The organism is Streptomyces sp. NBC_00984 (genome assembly GCF_045162475.1).
In the GTDB taxonomy this organism is placed as follows: Bacteria; Actinomycetota; Actinomycetes; order Streptomycetales; family Streptomycetaceae; genus Streptomyces.
In genome coordinates this window covers 3,204,071-3,224,774 of the sequence record NZ_CP108734.1, presented here as the reverse complement: position 1 = coordinate 3,224,774, position 20,704 = coordinate 3,204,071, and the positions used below count along the sequence as shown (strand labels likewise).

Here is a 20,704-nt window from a genome sequence, read left to right as displayed (position 1 = left end):
GGTCCGCCGGACAGGCCCCCGACCCTGATCCGCCGGACAGGCCCTAGCCGACCAGCCCCAGCGACCGCTTCAGGAAGTCGACCTGAAGCAGCAGCAGATTCTCCGCCACCTGCTCCTGCGGCGTCATGTGCGTCACCCCGCTGAGCGGCAGCACCTCGTGCGGGCGCCCGGCCGCGAGCAGCGCCGAGGACAGCCGGAGCGAGTGCGCGACCACCACGTTGTCGTCCGCGAGACCGTGGACGATCATCATCGGCCGCACCTGGTCGGCGGCCTCCGAGAGCCCGGCGTCCGTGATCACCGAGTTGTGCGCGTACACCTCGGGCTGTTCCGCCGGGTCGCCGAGATAGCGCTCGGTGTAGTGGGTGTCGTACAGCCGCTGGTCGGTCACCGGGGCGCCGACCACCGCCGCGTGGAAGACGTCGGGCCGGCGTGTCACGGCCAGGGCCGCCAGATATCCGCCGAACGACCAGCCGCGGATCGCGACCTTGCCGAGATCCAGCGGGAACCGGTCCGCGAGGGCGTGCAGGGCCTCGATCTGGTCGTCCACCGAGAGCACGAGGTTGTTCTTGACCGCCTTCTCCCAGCCCGGTGTACGCCCCCGCATGCCCCGGCCGTCCGCGACCACGACCGCGAAGCCCTGATTGGCGAACCACTGCGAAATCAGATGCGGATTGTGGGCGGCGACCACCCGGCGGCCATGCGGTCCGCCGTACGGGTCCATCAGTACCGGAAGCGGGCCGTCCGACTCGTTGTATCCCTCGGGGAGCAGCACGGCGCACGGAATTCGCCGTGCGCCCCCCTCGGTGAGGCGTACCCGCGCGGAGAGAACCGGCTCCTCGGCATGGTTCGCCACGGTGGCGATCGGCTTGCCGTCCCGGAGTACCTCGACCCGGGTCCCCGGCCGCTCCGGGGATTGGGTGACCAGCACCGTCACCCCGCCCGCGCGGACCGCCGAGTGCACCCCGACGCCTTCGGACACCCGCTCGACGCCCAGCTCGTTGACCCGGTAGACATGGGTCTCGCCGGTCTCCGGTTCCGCCGCCTCCTCACCGGCCGTGGCCGACACCAGGATGTCCGACCCACCGATGTCCAGCACCGCCTGGAGCTGCAGCTGCGCCCCGGTCAGCAGCCGGTCGCCGACCGCGAGCACCCGTGCCCCGCCCTCGTCCGCGATCCGTACCAGCCGTCCGTCCGGTGCCCAGGCGGGCACACCGGGGAAGATTTCCAGCCAAACCGGATCCTCGTCGGCATGCACCGTCCGCGTCGAACCGGTCTCCGGGTCCACCGCGAGGAAGAGGTGACTGCGCTGGTCGCGGGACTGCACCAGCAGCAGCGGCGCCCCGTCCGACGACCAGTGCACCTGCGCCAGATAGGGGTGGCGTGCCCGGTCCCAGACCACCTCGGTACGGGTGCCGTCCAGGCCCAGCACGAAGAGCCGCACCTCGGCGTTGGGCGTCCCGGCCGCCGGGTAGGCGACCTCGGCGGGCCTGCGGTCCGGATGCGCGGGATCCGCGATCCACCACCGCTGCACGGGGCTGTTGTCGACCCGGGCGACCAGCAGCCGGTCCGACTCCGGCGACCACCAGAAGCCCCGTGAACGCTGCATCTCCTCGGCCGCGATGAACTCCGCGAGACCGTACGAGACGTCCTCCGCCTCCGGCTCGGCGAGCGCCCGGTCCCCGTCGCCCTCCGCACCCACGACGCGCAACGCACCCTTGGACACATATGCGATGTGTCGTCCGTCCGGTGACGGTCGCGGGTCGATCACCGGGCCCGGAACCGGCAGCGCGCGGGCCGTGCCGGCCCGTAGTTCGGCGACGTACACCTTCCCGGAGAGCGCGAAGGCGGCCAACTCCGCCGCCCCGTCGACCGCGTAGCCGACGATCCCCGAGGACCCCTCGCGGCTGCGCTCGCGCCGGGCCCGCTCCTGCGCCGACAGCCGCTCCGCCGAACCGCCCAGCAGGGCCGCCGGATCGGCGACCACGCGCTCCTTCGGTGTTCCGCCCTTCGGCAGGTCCAGCACCCACAGCCGGCCGGACCGGTCCGTACCGGAACCCGACCGCAGGAAGATCACCCGCTCCCCGTCGGGTGAAACGGTGAACGCCCGAGGGGCGCCGAGAGTGAATCGCATGGTTCTGGCGTGCTGACGCGGAAAGGAGATCTGCTGCGAAGTCATGTGCCGAACCTAGTCCCCGACCGCCCGGTCGTGCGCCCCTCGTGCTGCTGTGCCCCGATCAATGCGTTGCGACGGATAGTTATGATCCGTAGCGCTCGGTGGGTAAGAACCTGCTGGCTCCATGTGTGCTGCCCATCCCGACCGTACTGATGGAGGTGAACCGCCGTGGCACTCTCGATTTCGGCGGTGGTGCTGCTGGCGATCGTCGTCTTCCTGCTGATCCGGAAATCCGGACTGAAGGGCGGACATGCGGTGGTCTGCGCACTGCTCGGTTTCTATCTCGCCAGCTCGTCGATCGCGCCGAGCATCTCGAACCTGACCACGAATGTGGCCGGCATGATCGGAAGCCTCAAGTTCTGAGGCCCGGCTCCTCGGCGGCAGGTGCACGGGCGGTGATCGGTGCGCCCGGCTCGTAGGGTGGTCCCCATGACGGACCATCCCGCCCGGCGTCTCCTCCTGGTGCACGCGCACCCCGACGACGAGTCGATCAACAACGGCGCCACCATGGCCAAGTACGCGGCCGAGGGTGCCCAGGTCACCCTGGTGACCTGCACGCTCGGTGAGGAGGGCGAGGTCATCCCGCCCTCCCTCGCCCATCTCGCGGCCGACCGGGACGACACCCTGGGCCCGTACCGCCGGGGTGAACTCGACGCGGCGATGAAGGAGCTGGGCGTCACCGACCACCGGCTCCTCGGCGGCCCCGGCCGCTTCCGCGACTCCGGAATGATGGGCGCCGAGCAGAATCACCGCCCCGGCGCCTTCTGGGCCGCCGACGTGGACGACGCCGCCGGGCACCTGGTGGAGGTCATCCGCACGGTGCGCCCGCAGGTCCTGGTCACCTACGACCCCGACGGCGGCTACGGACACCCCGACCACATCCAGGCGCACCGTGTCGCGATGCGCGCCGCGGACCTCGCCGCCGATCCCGCGTACCGCGCCGGATCCGGCGCCCCGCACACCGTCGCCAAGATCTACTGGAACCGGGTGCCGCGCACGGTCGCCGAGGAGGGCTTCGCCCGCCTGCGGGACACGGCGCCGGACGCGTTCCCGGGCATCGCCGCCATCGACGACGTACCGGGCGTGGTCGACGACTCCCGGATCACCGCGCAGATCGACGGTTCGGCCCATGCCGCCGCCAAGAGCGCGGCGATGCGGGCCCACGCCACCCAGATCGCCGTGGACGGCCCCTTCTTCGCCCTCTCCAACGACCTGGGGCAGCCCGTCTTCACCACCGAGTACTACGAGTTGGTGCGCGGCGATTCCGGAGCCCCTCAAGGGGTCCGGGAGGACGACCTGTTCGCGGGTACGGCGGGAGCGGAGCGATGAGCGGCGGCAAGCAGGGCGCACCGCGCCCCTCCAGGGACGTCGCGGCCACCGGCCTCGCCGCGCCCGTCAACCCCGGGCGGATCGCCGCCTATGTGGGCCTCGCCGTACTGGGCGCGCTCGTCGGGATCGCCGGGGCTCTCGTCCAAGCCGCCTGGTTCCCCGCCGGATTGCTGCTCGCGCTGGTGGCCGCCGCCGGGCTCTTCTACGGCGGGCGCCTTGTCTTCGGCACCCAGCTGGGCGCGCTGGCACCCGCTGCGGGATGGCTGATTTCGGTCGTCGTTCTGCTGGGCGGACGCCCGGAAGGCGACTATGTCTTCGGCGACGAACTGGGTCTCACCCTCTTCATGCTGGGCGGTATGGCCGTCGCTGTGATCTGTGCCACCATGTCGCGGTCGCCCCAACAGGGCGCCGACAGCGGCCGACCTGGCAAGTAATGTGCCACGTCCGATCCCGTAATGCCCCTTGTCCGTCCGCTGGCCGCACAGCCGTTTCCCCCGGTCGCGGGGTGTCCGTCGGCGGCGGCCAGTATGGTGGTTCGCGCGCCGAGCCGTCCCCTGGCCTGCGGCATGGGGGAAGTACGGGCGGCGGAGCCAATCGGGAGAACCTGCTTTGAGTCGTGAAACTGACAGTTCGTCCTCCGGGCCCCAGAGGCGCGGAGGAGCCGCGTACCCCTCGGGGACGCCGCCGTACGGATCCCGCCAGTATCCGTCGCTGCACCCTTCGCAGGATGCCCCGGAGGGGGCCCCGGAGTCTGCGGACCCGCCTCAGTCCGAGGAGCCGAGGACCGAGACGACGCTGACGACGCGCATCCGGATCAACATCCCGGGCTCGCGTCCCATCCCGCCCGTCGTCATGCGTACGCCCGTGGGTGACACCGACAGCGCCGACGTCGAGCGCACCGGCAGCTTCCCGCGCCCCGGCTCGCCCGCGGCGGACGGTGCGCCGGCCGCGTCCGACACCGCGTCGGCCGCCGAGGCCCGGACCGATTCCGCCGCCGCGGAACCGGCCGCCGAGAAGCCGGCCAGGGAGAAGAGCGGCAGCGACTGGTTCGCCCCGCGCAAGCCCCCCATGAACACCTCGGTCGCCGGTGGCGTCACAGCCGGCGGCGCTACGGCCGGCGGCAGCCCGGCCGGTGGCGCCGAAGGCCCCAGGGGTGCCGCGCCCACCCAGCCCCGCGCCGATCTGCCGTACTTCTCGGACGGTCCGCAGCGCACGGGCGACCAGGACGCACCCCGCCTTGACGACTTCGGCCCCGGCGGCTCCGGCGACTCCGCGTCCGGCAGCCCGCGCCCCACGCCGAACCTCGGAGTACGTACCCCCGGCCCCTCCGGCCCCACCACGGGCCCGGTCACCGGCACTTCGTCCCTGACGCCGAACCTCGGCGGACCGGGCGGCGCGGGCTCCGGCCCGATGGGCTCCGGCCCCGGCGTCGGCGTCGGCCTCGGCCCGGTGGGCTCAGGTGGTCCCGCGGGTCCGCAGGGTCCCGGTGCCCCCGGTGGTCAGCCGCCGCGGATGTCCGACGACACGGCGGTGCTGACCCCGCAGTTCGCGGGCCCGGCACCCTCCGGCCCCGGCGGCAACGTCTCCGGTGACACGCTCACCAGCGGCATCCCCGTCGTTCCGCCGGAGCACCGGGCGGCGTCGCCGTTCCCGAGCGCGCCCGCGGGCGGGCGCCCCGATCCGGCGTCCCGTGCCCCGGGCGACCCGATGGGCACCGGACCGGCAGGACCCGGCGGCCCCGCCGCCTCGCCCGCCCCCGCACCCCGCCCCGAACCGGCGTCCGCGCCCGCGAAGAAGCAGGGCCGCTCCAAGCTGGTCCTCCTCGGCGTCGGTGTCGTCGGGCTGCTCGGTGTCGCGTACGGCGCCGGGCTGCTGATGAACCACTCCGACGTACCCAAGGGCACCACCGTCCTGGGCGTCGACATCGGCGGCGGCACGAAGGAGGAAGGCGTCACGAAGCTGGACGCCGCTCTCGGCAAGCGCGCCGTGGCCCCCCTCCAGCTCTCCGTGGACGGCAAGAAGACCCAGCTCGCGCCGGACAAGGCCGGGCTCGGCCTGGACAGCCAGGAGACCGTGCGCTCGGCGGCGGGCAGCGACTACAACCCGGTCTCCGTCATCGGCTCCCTGTTCGGCAGCAAGCGCGCCGTCGACCCGGTGATCCCGGTCGACGAGGAGAAGCTCGGCGTCGCGCTGACCGACCTGGCGGGCGTCTCCGGCTCGGCCAACGACGGCACGATCAAGTTCGAGCCGGGCAAGGCCGTGGCCGTACCCGGGAAGCCGGGCAAGGCGCTGGACGTCAACCAGTCGATGACCTCGGTGCGCGACGCGTACCGCGCCCAGGTGCAGACCGGCCGGACGAAGGTCGTCCAGCTGCCCGTCACCACCCGCGAACCCACCATCGACCAGGCCGAACTGGACCGGGCGATGAAGGACTTCGCCAAGCCCGCGATGTCCGGTCTGGTCACCGTCAAGGCGGGTGCCAAGCAGATCCAGTTCGGCCCGGCCAAGTCGCTGCCGCAGATCCTCTCGATGGTGCCGGTCCAGGGCCGGCTGATCGAGCACTACGACAAGAAGGCCATCGAGACCCTCTGCGACGGCGTCTTCGACGGCATCATGATCACCAAGGGCGACGGCAAGAAGCACCAGCTCAACGCGGACGACGTGGCACACGCCATGCAGACCGCGCTGCTCGGGAAGACCGCCGCCGAACGGACCGTCGTCATCAACCTCAACGGCAACGGCTGACCGCGGCGAACCGCACCGCACACCCGCCCCCGACCGGACCCCGGCCGGGGGCGGCGCCGTTTCCGGACACCGCCCCGGCAGCGGAGTCATGCGCACGGCATGACATCTGTCATCCCGTTTTCACGACCCGCGGCCCTGCCGCGCGCACCCCGCCCTCCGCCACGCTGGACGCATGACAACGACAGCCACCGAGGCCACCGGGGCGAAGACCACCGCGGTCCGCTTCGAGCAGGTCAGCAAGGCATACGGAGCGGTACGCGCCGTCGACGGGCTCACCCTCGACCTGCACCCCGGCGAGACCGTGGCGCTCCTCGGCCCCAACGGCGCCGGAAAGTCCTCCACCCTGGACCTGCTGCTGGGCCTGCGCACCGCCGACTCCGGCACCGTCCAGGTCTTCGGCACGACTCCGCAGAACGCCATCACCGCGGGCCGCGTCGGCGCGATGCTCCAGTCCGGCGGCCTGATGGAGGACGTCACGGTCAAGGAGCTGGTCGGCCTCGCCTGCGATCTGCACCCCAGGCCCTACCCGGCGGCGGAGGTGCTCTCCCGCGCCGGTATCGCGCAGATCGCCGACCGGATGGTCAACAAGCTCTCCGGCGGCCAGGAACAGCGCGTCCGCTTCGCGCTCGCCACCGCGGGCGCCAACGACCTGATCGTCCTCGACGAGCCGACCACCGGCATGGACGTCACCGCCCGCCAGGCCTTCTGGGCCACCATGCGTGAGCAGGCCGAGCAGGGCCGTACCGTCCTGTTCGCCACCCACTACCTCGAAGAGGCCGACGCGATAGCCGACCGTGTCCTCGTCCTCCACAAGGGCCGGCTGCTCGCCGACGGCACCGCCGCCGAGATCAAGGCGAAGGCCGGAGCCCGCCGGATCTCCTTCGAGCTGGAGGGCCCGGTCGACGAAGCGGCCCTGCGCGGCCTGCCGTTCCTCGCCGCGCTCGACATCACCGGCAACCGGGTCCGGATCCAGTCGCACGACGCCGACGCGACCGTCCACGCCGTCTACGGACTCGGTCTCCACCCGCGCGAACTCGAAGTCGCGGGACTCGGCCTGGAACAGGCCTTCGTCGCCATCACCGAGGCCGAGGAGGCCAGGACCGCATGCTGAGTTTCTTTTCATGGGCGCTGATCAGGCTCGAAGTGACCCGCACCCTGCGGAACAAGAAGTTCATGTTCTTCTCGGTCATCTATCCGTCGGTGATCTATCTGCTGATCTCCAACACCCAGAACACCTCCGACCGGATCCCGCACACCGATCTCACCTTCCAGGCCTTCTTCATGGTCTCGATGGCCTCCTTCGGCGCGCTGACCGCCGTCCTCATGGGCAACAGTGAACGCATCGCCAAGGAGCGCGAGAAGGGCTGGGTCCGCCAGCTGCGGCTCACCGCGCTGCCCAGCCGCGGCTACGTCTTGGCGAAGATCGCCAGCGCGGCGATGGTCACCCTGCCCTGCATCGTGGTGGTCTTCCTGGTCGCCGCCGTCGTCAAGCACGTACGGGTGGAGACCTGGCAGTGGTTCGCGCTGGCCGGGGTCATCTGGGCCGGTTCGCTGGTCTTCGCCGCGCTCGGGGTCGCCATCGGCTACCTCGCCAGCGGGGACGCGGTCCGTCCGCTCACCATGATCATCTACTTCGGGCTCTCCATCCTCGGCGGCCTGTGGATGCCCAGCGCGACCTTCCCGCAGTGGCTCCAGAACATCTCCGAGTGGCTGCCCACGCACGCGTACGCTTCTCTCGGCCAGGCGATCGAGATGGGCGGTTCGCCGCACACCAAGGACGTCGCCATCCTCTGCGCCTACTTCCTGATCTTCGCGGGCGGCGCGGCCTGGCTCTACCGGAAGGACACCTTGAAGGCGTGAACGACGACGAGACGTCCGTGGGCGTCGGGCGCCCGCCCACGAACCGCAAGCAGGTCTGGATCAAGCTGCTCTGGGTCGGTATCTGGCTCGCGTTCATGAGCGCCCCGGTCAAGGACCTGGCCGACGGGAACCACACCCCCTGGGCGACGGTGCTCGGCACGCTCGGCCTGCTGACCTTCGTCGGGGCCTATCTGCTCCTGGTCTTCCGCCACACGGCCAAGCCCCTGGACCGCCGTCTCGTCCACTCCACGATCGCCTTCCTCGGCGCCCTCTCCGTCATCCTCACCCTGGCGCTCGGCACCCCGTGGCTGGTCCTCTTCGTGTACGTGGCGGTCTCCGTCGGCGCCACCCTGCCGCTGCGGACGGCCCGTTGGCTGATCCCCGTCGTCACGGCCGTCCTGGTCGGCATGGGGCTGACCGGCGACCACCCCCGCGAGGTCATCACCGCACTGGTCTTCCCGGCGCTGCTCGGCGGCTTCTCGATGACCGGCGTACGGCAGATGATCCGCACGACGATCGAGCTGCGCGAGGCCCGCGCCACCGTCGCCCAGCTCGCCGCCAACGAGGAACGGCTCCGGCTCGCCCGCGATCTGCACGACCTGCTCGGCCACTCGCTCTCCCTGATCACGCTCAAGAGCGAGCTGGCCGGCCGGATGCTCCCCGACCACCCGGAACAGGCGGCCGCCCAGGTCGCGGACATCGAACAGGTCAGCCGCCAGGCCCTGATCGACGTACGCGGCGCGGTCACCGGCTACCGCCGCCCGACCCTCCCCGGCGAACTCGCGGGCGCCCGCACCGCACTCGCCGCCGCGGGCATCACCGCCGACGTCCCGGCCGAGGCCCCCGACGACCTCCCCGAGAAGCCGGAGGAGGTGCTCGCCTGGGCGCTGCGGGAAGCCGTCACCAACGTCGTACGCCACAGCGGGGCCCGCCACTGCACGGTCACCCTCGCCCCGCGCCAGACCCTGGACGGCAAGGTCCTCGAACTCACCGTCTCGGACGACGGCGTCGGCCCCGGGGGCACGAAGCCGGGCAACGGCCTCACCGGCATCGGCGAACGCCTCGCCACGGTCGACGGCACGCTGATCACCGCGGCGGGCAACTCCCGTTCGGGCTCCGGCTCCGGTTCGGGCAAAGGCTTCACCCTGACCCTGAGTGTTCCGCTCGATTCCGGCCTAGGATCCACGGAATGAGCATGATCAGACTCCTCCTCGCCGAGGACCAGTCCATGGTGCGCGAGGCCCTCGCGGCACTCCTCGGCCTGGAACCCGACATCGAGGTGGTGGCCCAGGTCGCCCGCGGGGACGAGGTGCTGGCCGCCGCCCACGAGCACGACATCGACGTGGCGCTCCTGGACATCGAGATGCCCGGCATGACCGGCATCGACGCGGCAGCGGCCCTGCAACGCGAGCTCCCGGCCGTGAAGGTCGTCGTCGTCACCACCTTCGGCCGCCCCGGCTATCTCCGCCGGGCCATGGAGTCGGGCGCCGACGCCTTCCTGGTGAAGGACGCCCCGGCCTCCCAACTGGCCGCAGCGGTAAGGAAGGTGCTCGCCGGCGAACGCGTCATCGACCCCACACTCGCCGCGGCGGCCCTCGCCGACGGCGCCAGCCCCCTCACCGACCGCGAACGCGACGTACTGCGCACGGCGGCGGACGGCTCCACCAACGCGGAGATCGCCGCCGCCCTCCACCTCTCCCAGGGAACGGTCCGCAACTACCTCTCCATGGCCATCCAGAAACTGGCGGCCCGCAACCGCGCGGAAGCGGTCCGCATCGCGCGCGAGAAGGGCTGGCTGTAGGGCCGGCGAACGGCCCCGGTCCCGTTCGCGCGTCCCAGCAGCAGGGCGAAAAGCCTCAGTGCCCGGGGGCAGCGGGTGGGCAAGGGGAGGAGGTGGGACGTACCCTCGGCGCGGGACACAAAGACCTGCGAGGAGTGGGTGCATGAGGGGTCGGGATCTACTGGTCGCCTGCGTCGTGCTGTTATCCACGTGCGGCGCGCTCACCGCCTGCTCGTCGGAGCCGGCGCCGCCTCCGCCGCGCCCGTCCGGCATCGCGGAGATCAAACCGTGCGAGTTCTTCACCGAGGACGAACTCCACGAGTACCAGCTCCATGACGCCGCGCCGCTCACCACTCCGGGCGGCTGCATGTGGGAGGGCACGAAGTTCTTCGAGGACGCGAGCACCGTCCTGGTCCTGACGCTCCAGAAGCAGTCCGCCGAACAAGGGGTGGCGGCCCTCGGTTCGCGCTCCGGGGAGAGGATCTCCGAGCGGTCGGCCGTCAACGGCCGCCGGGTCTGGCGGAACACGACGCCCGGCACGGACGTCACATGCGGGCTGGTCTTCGAGATCGACGGCTCGTCGTCCGCCGAGCTGAGACTGTCGGAGTTCCTGGGTGTCTCCGACGTCGAACCCACTCAGCAGGACCTTTGCAAGGGCCTCGACGAACTCGCCCCACGGGTCGAGGAGAAGCTGCCCGCCGTCCGCACCTGACGGAGTCGTCGACCTTGTGGGCCGCGAACCCCTTTTGCGGTCGGTGCGGTCCGTACGGAGCGCACCGACCGTGGGGTCAGCCCGTCAGCCCGTCAGCGCCTCGCTGAAGCGGGACTGGCCGGTCGGGGCGCCGATCGTGGCCGCGCCGAACGAGACGGAACCCTTGGCGATGATGCCGGTGGCATCCGTACGGAAGATCCACAGGGCGCCCCTGCTGCCGTTCTCCGCCGGGTCGCCGACCACCATCTCGGTGCGGCCCTTGCCGTCGTAGTCGCCCAGGGCGATGGCCTCGCCGAACTGGTCGCCCGCTTCGGCGACACCCGGAACCCCGGCCGTGTACTGGCCGAACTCCTTGGAGCCCGCACCGCTCACACCCTTCGGGCCGCCCTTGAACACCAGGACCCGGCCGGCTTCGGCGATGCCGTTGATCCGCTCGCCCGGCAGGCCGGTGGCGATGTCGGGGTAGCCGTCGCCGTCCGTGTCGCCCAGCGCCAGGCTGTAACCCATCCGGTCATGGAACTCGGCCGTACCCGAGACGCCTTCGGTGTCCTGGTCGATCCAGACGGGCTTGCGGGTGGTGCTCTGCCCCTTCGGGCCGCCGTACGAGACGAAGAGCGAGCCGCCCTTCCTCATGGGGGGCTCCGCCTGCGCCCAATCGTTGTCGCGCCCGATGACGATGTCCCCGTGGCCGTCCTTGTCCAGGTCGGCGATGCCCACGGAGGTGCCGCCGACAGCGGCGCCGGCCGCGTCCTTGATCTCGACCGGGGCGGCGAAACCGGTGCGGCTGCTCTTCAGCAGGTACGTGTGCTGCTGCCACGGGTCCTCCGGGCCGAAGCCGAGGATCACCAGATCGCCCACGCCGTCGCCGGTCACGTCACCCACGGCGATCTCCGAGGTGTCGAGCACGGCGGTGCCGTCGACCGAGAACGAACTGGCCCTGCTCCACTGGCCGGTGCGGCTGATCGGACCGTGCAGGACGTGGCCACCACGCCGTACGTCGCCCACCGCGATGTCGGCGACGCCGTCACCGTCCACGTCGCCCACGTCCAGGTCGCCGGTGCCGTCGATCTGGTCGCCGGGGACGGGCTTCAGGAGTGTGGCGTTCTTCGAAAGGCCGGACGCACCGCCCCAGTTGACGGCCACCACCGTGCCCTTGTCACCGTCGCTTCTGTACGCCCAGAGGCGGCTGACGAGATCCGCGTAACCGTCATGGTCCAGGTCGGCGCTGCGCAGGTTCGTGCCGTAGCGGGCGTCCTCCGGGTTGTTGATGTCCGGACGGTTCGGCCAGGTCAGCACCTGCTTGTGGGCGGAGGACAGGCCTTCGGGGCCGCCGAAGAGGACGCTCACGGCGCCCGCGCCGGCCGCCGGGTTGCCGAGCACGGCCATGGGGGCGCCCACGGCGACGTCCGGGTAGCCGTCGCCGTTGAAGTCGTCGTGCAGCCGCTTGCTGCTCGGCGCCTTCGCGGCGACGGACGAGCGCACGGTCGGGGCGGAGGACTTCGTGGCGGCATGGCCGGCGGGTGCCGCGACGGCTCCGGCGACCAGGGCGATGCCGGTCGCGATGGCCAGGCGGCGGCGGTGGGAGAGTGCAGGCACGTCGGTCAACTCCGGTGCTCGGGAGGTCGGTCGGGGCAGGACGGAATCGGATTCCGTACTGCCCCGTACGACCTCGCGGCCCGGTGGATGGTTGTGCCGCACCGTCGGCGACTGCTGGTGGTCAGCCCTTCTTGAAGGTGTCGAGGTGGGCGAAGACCACCACGTTGTCCTCGTAGTCCTTGGCGGTCTTGTTGTACGCGCCTCCGCAGGTGATCAGGCGCAACTCGGCGGAGTTGGTGTCGGCGTAGACCCGGTCGTCCGGGAACTTCGCCTTGCTGAACTGCTCGACGGAGTCGACCTTGAACGTGGCGACCGAGCCGTCGGCGCGGGTGATGTCGACCTGGGAGCCGGGACCGAGGAACCGGAGCTGGAGGAACACGGCCGGACCGGTCATCGTGTCGACATGACCCGCCACGATCGCGGCACCGCGCTCGCCGGGTGTGGCGCCGTCCTTGAACCAGCCGACCAGGTTCCTGTCGTTGGGGGGCGGCGCGTCCAGCCGACCGGTGGCGCCGATGGACAGATCGGTGAACGGAGCGTCGACGCCGATGGCCGGGATCCGCAGTCGCTTCGGGACGGAACGCGACATCGCCGGGCCGACGGTGGCCTTCGACGAGGTGACGGGGGCGGGCGCGGCGTGGGAGCCGAGGACCTCGGGGGCGGCGGACGAGACGGCTGCGGGCAGGGCCGGCGGCTTGTCGTCGACCGAGGCGCCGAAGGAGTTGTAGATGAGGACCATGCCGAGCCCGGCTGCCACGGCGGGCCACATCAGGGCGCGGCCCAGTGTGGTTCGGGGGGCAGTCCGGGTGGGGGTGGAGCCGGTCGACTGCGGGGCGGCCATGGGAACGTGCCTTTCGGTTGTGCGGTGTCGAGGGGGAGGGGTTCGGTCCGGGATTGGGTCCTGGGATCGGTCCGGGGCTTATCCGGGGCTTATCAAGGGGGAAACACAGTCGCCGCGACCGCCGCCCCGAGGGGCAGCGGCCGCGACAACGAAACGACCGGCTGGGGCTGGCCCGGTCAGACCATCGCGCCACCCGTCGACTGGCGGCGGCGCAGCTTGTACGCGCCGACACCGACACCGCCGAGCAGCAGCGCCGAGCCGGCGGCCAGACCGCCACCGGTCATCGCCATGCCGCCACCACCGGCGTGCACACCACCACTGGGCCTGTCGCCGCGGTCTCCACCGCGGCCGCCCTCGTCGCCGCCGCGGCCACCTTCGTCGCCGCCGCGGCCGCCCTCGTCGCCGCCGCGGCCACCTTCGTCGCCACCGCGGCCACCTTCGTCGCCACCGCGACCGCCCTCGTCGCCGCCACGGCCACCCTCGTCGCCGCTGGTGATCACGGATGCCATGAAGCCGCCGCCGGCGTGGACGCCGCCGTTGGGACGGCCGCGGTCGCCACGGCCACCTTCGTCGCCGCCACGGCCGCCCTCGTCGCCGCCGCGGTCTCCACCACGACCACCCTCGTCCCCGCCGCGACCACCCTCGTCCCCGCCGCGGCCGCCCTCGTCGCCGCCGCGGTCTCCACCGCGGTCGCCGCCGCGGCCGCCCTCGTCGCCGCCACGGTCTCCGCCACGGCCACCCTCGTCGTCGCTGGCGATGACGCGAGCCATGAAGCCGCCGCCGGTGTGGACGCCGCCGCGCGGACGGTCGCCGCCGCGGCCGCCCTCGTCGCCGCCGCGGTCTCCACCGCGGTCGCCGCCACGGCCACCTTCGTCGCCGCCGCGGCCACCTTCGTCGCCGCCGCGGCCACCTTCGTCGCCACCGCGGCCACCTTCGTCGCCACCGCGGCCGCCCTCGTCGCCGCCGCGGCCACCCTCGTCGTCGCCTGCGAGGACGAGGGCCATGAAGCCGCCGCCGGTGTGGACGCCGCCGCGCGGGCGGTCGCCGCGGTCGCCGCCGCGGTCGTCACCACGGTCGCCGCCGCGGTCTCCACCGCGGTCGCCGCCACGGCCACCTTCGTCGCCGCGCTCGTCGCCGCCACGGTCTCCACCGCGGCCGCCCTCGTCGCCGCCACGGTCTCCGCCGCGGTCGGACTTTCCGTGGTTGTCGCCGTGCGAGGACGAGTAACCGTTGTCGTGGCCCGAGTCGCCCGACGCGACCATGGCGTAGGCGGACGGGCCGGTGATGGCAAGGACCGCTGTGACAGCGGCCGAAGCGAACAGTGTGCGGGCAGAGCGCATCTGAACACATTCCTTCCGCCGCAACTGCGAAGAGTGACCGGCTGTCGACTCAATGTGGCGCAGTGGCGACGTGATCCACCGTCAGTCGGAATGCGAATCCGCGCCATCGGGAAATGCAGCATTGGAGCTATGCCGTGGGCTCTTCGGGTGGAGTGGGGCCGATAATCACCCGTTGGACTGCACGCGGCGGCGCGTGAGGTTTGGGCGGCGGGGTCTCACCTGTTTGCTGACCCTTTCCGTGCGGCGACACGCTCGTCGCCCACCTCGTGACGGCCCTTCATTCCCCATGAACGGCCTTGACGGAAAGGGGAGTTGGTGTGAACCGTGCGATGTGCCGGCCGGGCCGGGCGAGCTCCGCGGCCTGCCGGCTTCTCCGCGAGGGGCCCCGGATCCGCATCGGCGGCGTACGTGATCCGGCGACGCGTCGCCGCTGACCTGCTTGCTTCCCAGCGCCGAGGTGTACGCGGGACGGCGGCCGGTAAATCGGTTGTCGGGGGGTCGGGCCCTCTGCTGTACTCGCCGCAGAAGTCGACCGACGAAGGAGCGGGTCATGCGAGGAACTCTCATGTTCATTCAGGCGGGAATTGTCACCGATCTTGAAGACATGGAGTTTCGTGCACACGCTGAACCTGGGAATTCTGGCGCATGTCGACGCCGGTAAGACGAGCCTGACCGAGCGGCTTCTCCACACCGCCGGTGTCATCGACGAGATCGGCAGCGTCGACGACGGCAGCACCCAGACCGATTCCCTGGCACTCGAACGGCAACGCGGCATCACGATCAAGTCCGCCGTCGTCTCGTTCGCCATCGACGACATCACCGTCAATCTGATCGACACCCCCGGTCACCCGGATTTCATCGCCGAGGTGGAACGGGTACTGAATGTGCTCGACGGTGCCGTGCTGGTCATTTCCGCGGTGGAGGGCGTACAGGCGCAGACCCGCGTGCTGATGCGGACACTGCGGCGCCTGCGCATCCCTACGCTCGTCTTCGTGAACAAGGTCGACCGCGGCGGCGCGCGGGACGAGGCCGTTCTGCGAAGCATCGCCGAGAAGCTGACCCCGGCCGTGGTCGCCATGGGCTCGGTCGACCGGCCGGGCGGCCGGGATGCCCGCTGCACGCCCTACACCGGCGCCGACCCCGGCTTCACGGACCGGCTGACCGAGCTGCTCGCCGACCACGACGACGCGCTGCTGGACGCGTACGTCGAGAACGCCGCGGCCCTCCCGTACAGCAGACTGCGCGAAGAGCTGGCGGCGCAGACCGGGCGGGCGCTGGTGCATCCGGTGTACTTCGGCTCGGCGATCACCGGCGCGGGGGTGGATGCCCTGGTCAGCGGGGTCAGGGAGCTGCTGCCCGCGAGCGGGGGCGATCCCGGCGGGCCGGTCTCGGGCACGGTGTTCAAGGTGGAGCGCGGACCGGGCGGCGAGAAGACGGCGTACGTCCGGATGTTCTCGGGCACGGTACGGATCCGCGACCGGCTGCCGTTCGGCCGGGGCGACGGGCGCGCCGAGGGCAAGGTGACCGGGATCAGCGTCTTCGACCGGGGCTCGGCCGTGCGTGAGGCGGCGGTCGGCGCGGGCCGGATCGCGAAGCTCCGGGGGCTCGGCGGCATCCGGGTCGGCGATCCGGTCGGCGTGCCGGACACGGCCGCACCCGGCCGCTGGTTCGCTCCGCCGACGCTGGAGTCGGTCGTGGTTCCCTGCCCTCCGACGAGCCGGGGCGAGCTGCACTTCGCGCTCGCGCAACTCGCCGAACAGGACCCACTGATCAACCTGCGTCAGGACGACGTCCGCAAGGAGGTGTCCGTCTCGCTCTACGGCGAAGTGCAGAAGGAAGTCATCCAGGCGACGCTGGCCGACGAATTCGGAATCGGTGTCACCTTCCGCGAGACCACGACCATTTGCCTGGAACGGCCGAACGGCAGTGGTGCGGCGCACGAGATCATCGGCCAGAACGGCAATCCCTTTCTGGCGACCGTCGGTCTCAGGGTCGACCCCGCCCCGGTCGGCAGCGGTATCACCTACCGGCTGGAGGTGGAACTCGGATCGATGCCTTTCTCCCTGATGAGGGCGGTGGAGGAGACCGTGACGGAGACCCTGCGGCAGGGAATGCACGGCTGGCAGGTCACCGACTGCGTCGTCACCATGACGCATTCCGGCTACTGGCCCCGCCAGAGCCATTCCCACGGTGTTTTCGACAAGAGCATGTCGAGCACCGCTGGGGACTTCCGCAATCTGACCCCGCTGGTCCTGATGAGCGCGCTGAAGCAGGCCGGCACCACGGTGCACGAGCCGATCCACCGATTCCGCCTGGAACTCCCCGCAGACCTGCTCGGCCCGGTCCTGCCCGTACTCGCACAGCTGCGCGCCGTCCCCGGGACACCGGCCCTGCACGGTTCCGTATACGTACTGGAGGGCGAGATCCCGGCAGCCCGCGTCCACGAGCTCCAGCAGCAGCTTCCGGCCCTGACACGCGGCGAGGGGGTCCTGGAGTCCGGCTTCGACTGCTACCGGGCCATCGTCGGTACGCCCCCGGACCGGCCGCGCACGGACCGCGACCCGCTCGACCGCAAGGAGTACCTGCTGCGCACGGTGCGCAGGGTCGCCGCGGGCGGGGATGTGCGGTGACCCCGGGACAGCCCTCAGTTCAGCAACGACCGCGCCGCCCGCGCCCGTCGCCGGATCGCCTCCGCCGCCGCCGGCTCGACCCCGTCGACCACGTCCGCGTACTCCTCCATCTCCACCGCCCCGCGCAGGAACTGCCCGCTCTGGACGAGCAGCTGCGCGCGCTCGTAACGCAGCCTGGCCGGATGCGAGGGGAGCAGCAGCGACAGGTCCACCGCCCACAGCGCCACATCCGTGTGCTCCGGACGGGCCGCCGCCCACGCCCTGATGTTGTTCAGGATCCGCAGCACGATCTCCAGCGGCCGCGCGGGCACCAGCATCGACTCCTCCAGCGGCTCCCCGGTGGTCCCCGCCACCAGCAGCTCCGCGTCCTGCCCGGTCATCGGCCGGCCGCCGTCGAACGGGTCGGCCAGCACCCGCTCGGCCGGATCGCCGAAGCCGACGACGAAATGACCGGGCAGCGCCACCCCGTACACCGGGGCGCCCGCCCGCCGCGCGACCTCGATCCACACCACGGACAGCAGGATCGGCAGCCCGCGGCGCCTGCGCAGCACCTCGTGCAGCAGCGACGACTCCAGCCGCTGGTAGTCCGCCGACGAGCCCGCGAAGCCGTACCGCTCGCCGAGCAGTTCGGCCAGTGCCGAGGCCCAGGCCCGGCCGCCCCGCACCCCGTACGGAAGCCGGCCCGCCAGCTCGTCCAGTTCGATCTGCGCCGCGTCGATCCCGTTCACGTCCAGCGCGGGATCGGCCATCGCGCCCAGCAGCAGGCAGAGCAGCGCGAGGTCCGGCCGTTCGGCGCGCGCCTCCTCGGCGAACTGCCGGCGCAGCTCGTCCCGGTCCGGGTGCTCCGGCCGTCCAGCGGGTTCAGGATTCATCGGGCCCGTCCCTGTCCGTCACGCCGAGCGGAAGTGGTGGTACAGGTGGTGGACCGTGAACCCCATGCCCTCGTACAGCGCCCGCGCCCCCTCGTTGTCCGACTCCACCTGGAGCCACGCCGCCGACGCGCCCTCCTCCAGGGCCTTGCGGGCGAGCGCGGTCATCACGGCGGTGGCGAGCCCCCGGCGCCGGTACGCCGGATCGACCTCGACGGCCATGAAGCCGGCCCAGCGCCCGTCCACCACGCACCGCCCGATCGCGGCGGGCACGGAGTCCTCGCGGTCACCGGGCACGGAGGCGAACCACACCGAGGGCCCGCCGCGCAGCACCGCCAGGACGTGCGGGCCCGGGGTGTCGAAGCGCTGGTAGCGGGAGAGCCATGTCTCGTCGAGGTCCCGGCTCAGCCGTACCCGGGACACATCCGCGTCCAGATCACCGATCGGGGCGAGCCCGCCGGTGCGTACCTCCGCCGTCACCTCGCGGCGCCATCCGCGCTCCTCGAGCTCCGCGCAGAGCAGCTCCTGGGTGCCCTCGGCGCCGGTCGCGGTCTGGATGTACGCGGGCAGGTCCCGTTCCCCGTACCACCGCCGGACGCGCCCGAGCGCCTCGTCGAGCGGGACGCCCGGATCGCCGAGCGGCAGCACGGAATTGGCGCGCCGGGTGAATCCCTGCGCGGCGCGCAGCCGCCAGTCGCCCAGCGGCTCGCTCTCCACCGGCTGCCAGGCACGGGCGCAGACGGGCGCGAGCTCTTCGAACGAGGCCGCCGGACCGCGCCGACGGGCCGGAGCGGCGGGCACCACCTTGCCCGCCACCAGCGCGGATTCCGCGATACGGACGGATTCACCGCTCTTCGGTGTGATCGAGAGCACACCGTTGTCCCATGATGTGAGAACTCCTACCGTGTCGGCGAACTTCGCTCCTTGCGGGCCGGTCTCGCACACACGCCGGACTGATACCCGTTTGCCCACGTCAGCCGGTGTGATTCGGACCGTGAGCTGTCCGCCGATGGTGAATTCCACAGCTCTGTATGCCCCTCCTGTTCGGTTCGTGCCCCGGAACGGAGATACTAGGGGCGGGCATCGACGACGCCGCGCTCCCGCGCGAGAGCCAACGCCCTACCGAGGAGGAACGACAGCGTGACCTACGTCATCGCGCAGCCTTGTGTCGACGTAAAGGACAAGGCCTGCATCGAAGAGTGCCCCGTCGACTGCATCTACGAGGGCCAGCGGTCCTTGTACATCCACCCGGACGAATGCGTCGACTGCGGAGCCTGTGAGCCGGTGTGCCCGGTCGAGGCCATCTTCTACGAGGACGACACCCCCGAGGAGTGGAAGGACTACTACAAGGCCAACGTCGAGTTCTTCGACGACCTCGGGTCGCCCGGTGGTGCCTCCAAGCTGGGCCTGATCGAGCGCGACCACGCGTTCATCGCCGCGCTGCCGCCGCAGAACCAGTAGTCAGCGGCCAGCATGTGCGCCGCCCCGGTCCCGTACGGCTCGTCACCGTGCGGGACCGAGGCGTTTCCACGCCCGAGTGACGAGCGGCCCGAGTGTCCCTCGTGACTCTCTGTGTCCCTCGTGACTCCGTGCGTCCCTCGTGAACCCGCACGCCCCTCGTGACCCCCGTACGAGAAAGCAGAGATCCGTGTCCGCAGTCTCCTCCCGTCTCCCGGTCTTCCCCTGGGACAAGCTCGCGCCCTACAAGTCGACGGCCGGGGCCCACCCCGACGGCATCGTGGACCTGTCCGTCGGCACGCCCGTCGACCCGGTGCCCGAGCTGATCCAGCGGGCACTCGTCGACGCGGCGGACAGCCCCGGCTATCCGACGGTGTGGGGGACCGCCGAGCTGCGTGACGCGATCACCGGGTGGGTGGAGCGGCGGCTCGGCGCGGTCGGAGTGACGGACCGGAACGTCCTGCCGGTCGTCGGCTCCAAGGAACTGGTGGCCTGGCTGCCGACCCAGCTCGGTCTCGGCGCGGGCGACAAGGTGGCGTACCCGCGCCTGGCCTACCCGACCTACGAGGTGGGCGCCCGGCTCTGCGGCGCCGAGCCCGTCGTCTACGACGACCCGACCGAGCTCGACCCGGCCGGCCTCAAGCTGCTCTGGCTCAACTCGCCGTCGAACCCGACCGGCCGCGTCCTGTCCAAGGACGAGCTGATCCGGATCGTCGCCTGGGCCCGCGAGCACGACGTGCTGGTCTTCAGCGACGAGTGCTACCTGGAGCTGGGCTGGGACGCCGAACCGGTCTCCGTGCTGCACCCGGACGTCTGCGGCGGTACGTACGAGGGCATCGTCGCCGTCCACTCGCTCTCCAAGCGCTCCAACCTGGCCGGATACCGCGCGGCCTTCATCGCGGGCGACGCGGCCGTGCTGAGCGAGCTGCTGCTGATCCGCAAGCACGGCGGCATGATGACGCCGGCCCCGGTCCAGGCGGCGGCGGTCGCGGCGCTCGGCGACGACGAGCACGTCGCAGAGCAGCGGACCCGGTACGCGGCGCGGCGCGCGGCCCTGCGCACCGCGCTGGAGGCGCACGGCTTCCGGATCGAGCACAGCGAGGCGAGCCTCTACCTGTGGGCGACACGCGACGAACCGTGCTGGGAGACCGTGGCGTACCTGGCGGAGCTCGGCATCCTGGTGGCGCCGGGCGACTTCTACGGACCGGCCGGCGACCGCTTCGTACGGGTGGCGTTCACGGCGACGGACGAGCGGGTGGCGGCAGCGGTCAAGCGGCTGGCCTGAGCCCGGGAACGGCGGTACGCGCGCGGGGCCCCGGGAGTGCGCACTCCCGGGGCCCCGCGCGCGTGTGGTGCTGCGGCCGGCCGGTG

Annotated in this window: 18 protein-coding genes; 13 read left to right on the top strand and 5 right to left on the bottom strand. The window is 71.6% G+C overall.

Annotated features, from left to right (window positions below; translation table 11 throughout):
* Positions 1–43: 43 nt before the first annotated feature.
* On the bottom strand, positions 44–2,176 hold the full coding sequence (locus OG520_RS13925) for a prolyl oligopeptidase family serine peptidase (protein ID WP_406013370.1): 2,133 nt from the start codon (positions 2,174–2,176) through the stop codon (positions 44–46).
* 165 nt (positions 2,177–2,341) lie between these two features.
* Here OG520_RS13925 and OG520_RS13920 point away from each other — a divergent pair, with 165 nt between their 5' ends.
* The 9 genes from OG520_RS13920 to OG520_RS13880 all read left to right on the top strand — a co-directional run bounded on the left by OG520_RS13920 (position 2,342) and on the right by OG520_RS13880 (position 10,599).
* On the top strand, positions 2,342–2,536 hold the full coding sequence (locus tag OG520_RS13920; RefSeq protein WP_093896879.1) for a hypothetical protein: 195 nt from the start codon (positions 2,342–2,344) through the stop codon (positions 2,534–2,536).
* 66 nt (positions 2,537–2,602) lie between these two features.
* The gene (mshB, locus tag OG520_RS13915) at positions 2,603–3,502 is read left to right on the top strand and encodes an N-acetyl-1-D-myo-inositol-2-amino-2-deoxy-alpha-D-glucopyranoside deacetylase (RefSeq protein WP_399328803.1); all 900 of its coding nucleotides are present in this window, start codon (positions 2,603–2,605) and stop codon (positions 3,500–3,502) included.
* Positions 3,499–3,936 carry a DUF6113 family protein gene (locus tag OG520_RS13910; RefSeq protein WP_399328804.1) on the top strand — a complete coding sequence of 146 codons (438 nt, stop codon included), beginning with the start codon at positions 3,499–3,501 and terminating at the stop codon, positions 3,934–3,936. Before mshB ends, OG520_RS13910 begins: the two co-directional genes overlap by 4 nt.
* 175 nt (positions 3,937–4,111) lie before the next feature.
* Positions 4,112–6,247 (top strand): hypothetical protein, encoded by a 2,136-nt coding sequence (locus OG520_RS13905; protein WP_406013369.1) that lies wholly within the window; start codon positions 4,112–4,114, stop codon positions 6,245–6,247.
* 172 nt (positions 6,248–6,419) lie between these two features.
* Positions 6,420–7,358 (top strand): ABC transporter ATP-binding protein, encoded by a 939-nt coding sequence (locus OG520_RS13900; protein ID WP_406013368.1) that lies wholly within the window; start codon positions 6,420–6,422, stop codon positions 7,356–7,358.
* A complete protein-coding gene (locus tag OG520_RS13895) occupies positions 7,352–8,107 on the top strand; it encodes an ABC transporter permease (RefSeq protein ID WP_399328806.1) in 756 nt (251 codons plus the stop codon). The genes OG520_RS13900 and OG520_RS13895 overlap by 7 nt, the downstream gene beginning before the upstream one ends.
* Entirely contained in the window at positions 8,104–9,300 is a 1,197-nt protein-coding gene (locus tag OG520_RS13890; protein WP_406013367.1) for a sensor histidine kinase, read from the top strand. The genes OG520_RS13895 and OG520_RS13890 overlap by 4 nt, the downstream gene beginning before the upstream one ends.
* A complete protein-coding gene (locus OG520_RS13885) occupies positions 9,297–9,908 on the top strand; it encodes a response regulator transcription factor (RefSeq protein ID WP_266414715.1) in 612 nt (203 codons plus the stop codon). Before OG520_RS13890 ends, OG520_RS13885 begins: the two co-directional genes overlap by 4 nt.
* Positions 9,909–10,050: 142 nt before the next feature.
* Positions 10,051–10,599, top strand: a complete 549-nt coding sequence (locus OG520_RS13880; protein ID WP_399328808.1) for a DUF3558 family protein — start codon at positions 10,051–10,053, stop codon at positions 10,597–10,599.
* Positions 10,600–10,683: 84 nt separating this feature from the next.
* On the opposite strand, the gene OG520_RS13875 is transcribed toward OG520_RS13880, so the two are convergent.
* Positions 10,684–12,195, bottom strand: coding sequence for a hypothetical protein (locus tag OG520_RS13875; RefSeq protein ID WP_406013366.1), 1,512 nt, complete (start codon positions 12,193–12,195; stop codon positions 10,684–10,686).
* A 121-nt stretch (positions 12,196–12,316) separates the two neighbouring features.
* Positions 12,317–13,036, bottom strand: a complete 720-nt coding sequence (locus OG520_RS13870; protein WP_406013365.1) for a class F sortase — start codon at positions 13,034–13,036, stop codon at positions 12,317–12,319.
* Positions 13,037–13,341: 305 nt separating this feature from the next.
* On the opposite strand from OG520_RS13870, the gene OG520_RS13865 reads away from it, so the two are divergent.
* Both OG520_RS13865 and OG520_RS13860 read left to right on the top strand, forming a co-directional pair.
* Positions 13,342–14,541 carry a hypothetical protein gene (locus tag OG520_RS13865; protein ID WP_406013364.1) on the top strand — a complete coding sequence of 400 codons (1,200 nt, stop codon included), beginning with the start codon at positions 13,342–13,344 and terminating at the stop codon, positions 14,539–14,541.
* A gap of 449 nt (positions 14,542–14,990) precedes the next feature.
* Positions 14,991–17,006, top strand: a complete 2,016-nt coding sequence (locus tag OG520_RS13860) for a GTP-binding protein (RefSeq protein WP_406013363.1) — start codon at positions 14,991–14,993, stop codon at positions 17,004–17,006.
* 14 nt (positions 17,007–17,020) lie between these two features.
* Here OG520_RS13860 and OG520_RS13855 read toward each other — a convergent pair whose 3' ends face one another.
* Complete coding sequence (locus OG520_RS13855) at positions 17,021–17,878, bottom strand: tetratricopeptide repeat protein (protein WP_406013362.1); 858 nt, start codon at positions 17,876–17,878, stop codon at positions 17,021–17,023.
* 18 nt (positions 17,879–17,896) lie between these two features.
* The gene (locus tag OG520_RS13850; RefSeq protein ID WP_406013361.1) at positions 17,897–18,898 is read right to left on the bottom strand and encodes a GNAT family N-acetyltransferase; all 1,002 of its coding nucleotides are present in this window, start codon (positions 18,896–18,898) and stop codon (positions 17,897–17,899) included.
* Between the two features lie 117 nt (positions 18,899–19,015).
* Here OG520_RS13850 and fdxA point away from each other — a divergent pair, with 117 nt between their 5' ends.
* On the top strand, positions 19,016–19,336 hold the full coding sequence (gene fdxA / locus OG520_RS13845) for a ferredoxin (RefSeq protein WP_018956287.1): 321 nt from the start codon (positions 19,016–19,018) through the stop codon (positions 19,334–19,336).
* A gap of 187 nt (positions 19,337–19,523) precedes the next feature.
* Positions 19,524–20,618 carry a succinyldiaminopimelate transaminase gene (gene dapC, locus OG520_RS13840; RefSeq protein ID WP_406013360.1) on the top strand — a complete coding sequence of 365 codons (1,095 nt, stop codon included), beginning with the start codon at positions 19,524–19,526 and terminating at the stop codon, positions 20,616–20,618.
* Positions 20,619–20,704 lie beyond the last annotated feature (86 nt).

Bases quoted from the DNA above. Each gene is read 5' to 3' on its own strand.
- OG520_RS13925 (WP_406013370.1), bottom strand. From the start codon at position 2,176: ATGACTTCGCAGCAGATCTCCTTTCCGCGTCAGCACGCCAGAACCATG.
- mshB (WP_399328803.1), top strand. From the start codon at position 2,603: ATGACGGACCATCCCGCCCGGCGTCTCCTCCTGGTGCACGCGCACCCC.
- OG520_RS13910 (WP_399328804.1), top strand. From the start codon at position 3,499: ATGAGCGGCGGCAAGCAGGGCGCACCGCGCCCCTCCAGGGACGTCGCG.
- OG520_RS13900 (WP_406013368.1), top strand. From the start codon at position 6,420: ATGACAACGACAGCCACCGAGGCCACCGGGGCGAAGACCACCGCGGTC.
- OG520_RS13895 (WP_399328806.1), top strand. From the start codon at position 7,352: ATGCTGAGTTTCTTTTCATGGGCGCTGATCAGGCTCGAAGTGACCCGC.
- OG520_RS13885 (WP_266414715.1), top strand. From the start codon at position 9,297: ATGAGCATGATCAGACTCCTCCTCGCCGAGGACCAGTCCATGGTGCGC.
- OG520_RS13880 (WP_399328808.1), top strand. From the start codon at position 10,051: ATGAGGGGTCGGGATCTACTGGTCGCCTGCGTCGTGCTGTTATCCACG.
- OG520_RS13870 (WP_406013365.1), bottom strand. From the start codon at position 13,036: ATGGCCGCCCCGCAGTCGACCGGCTCCACCCCCACCCGGACTGCCCCC.
- OG520_RS13855 (WP_406013362.1), bottom strand. From the start codon at position 17,878: ATGAATCCTGAACCCGCTGGACGGCCGGAGCACCCGGACCGGGACGAG.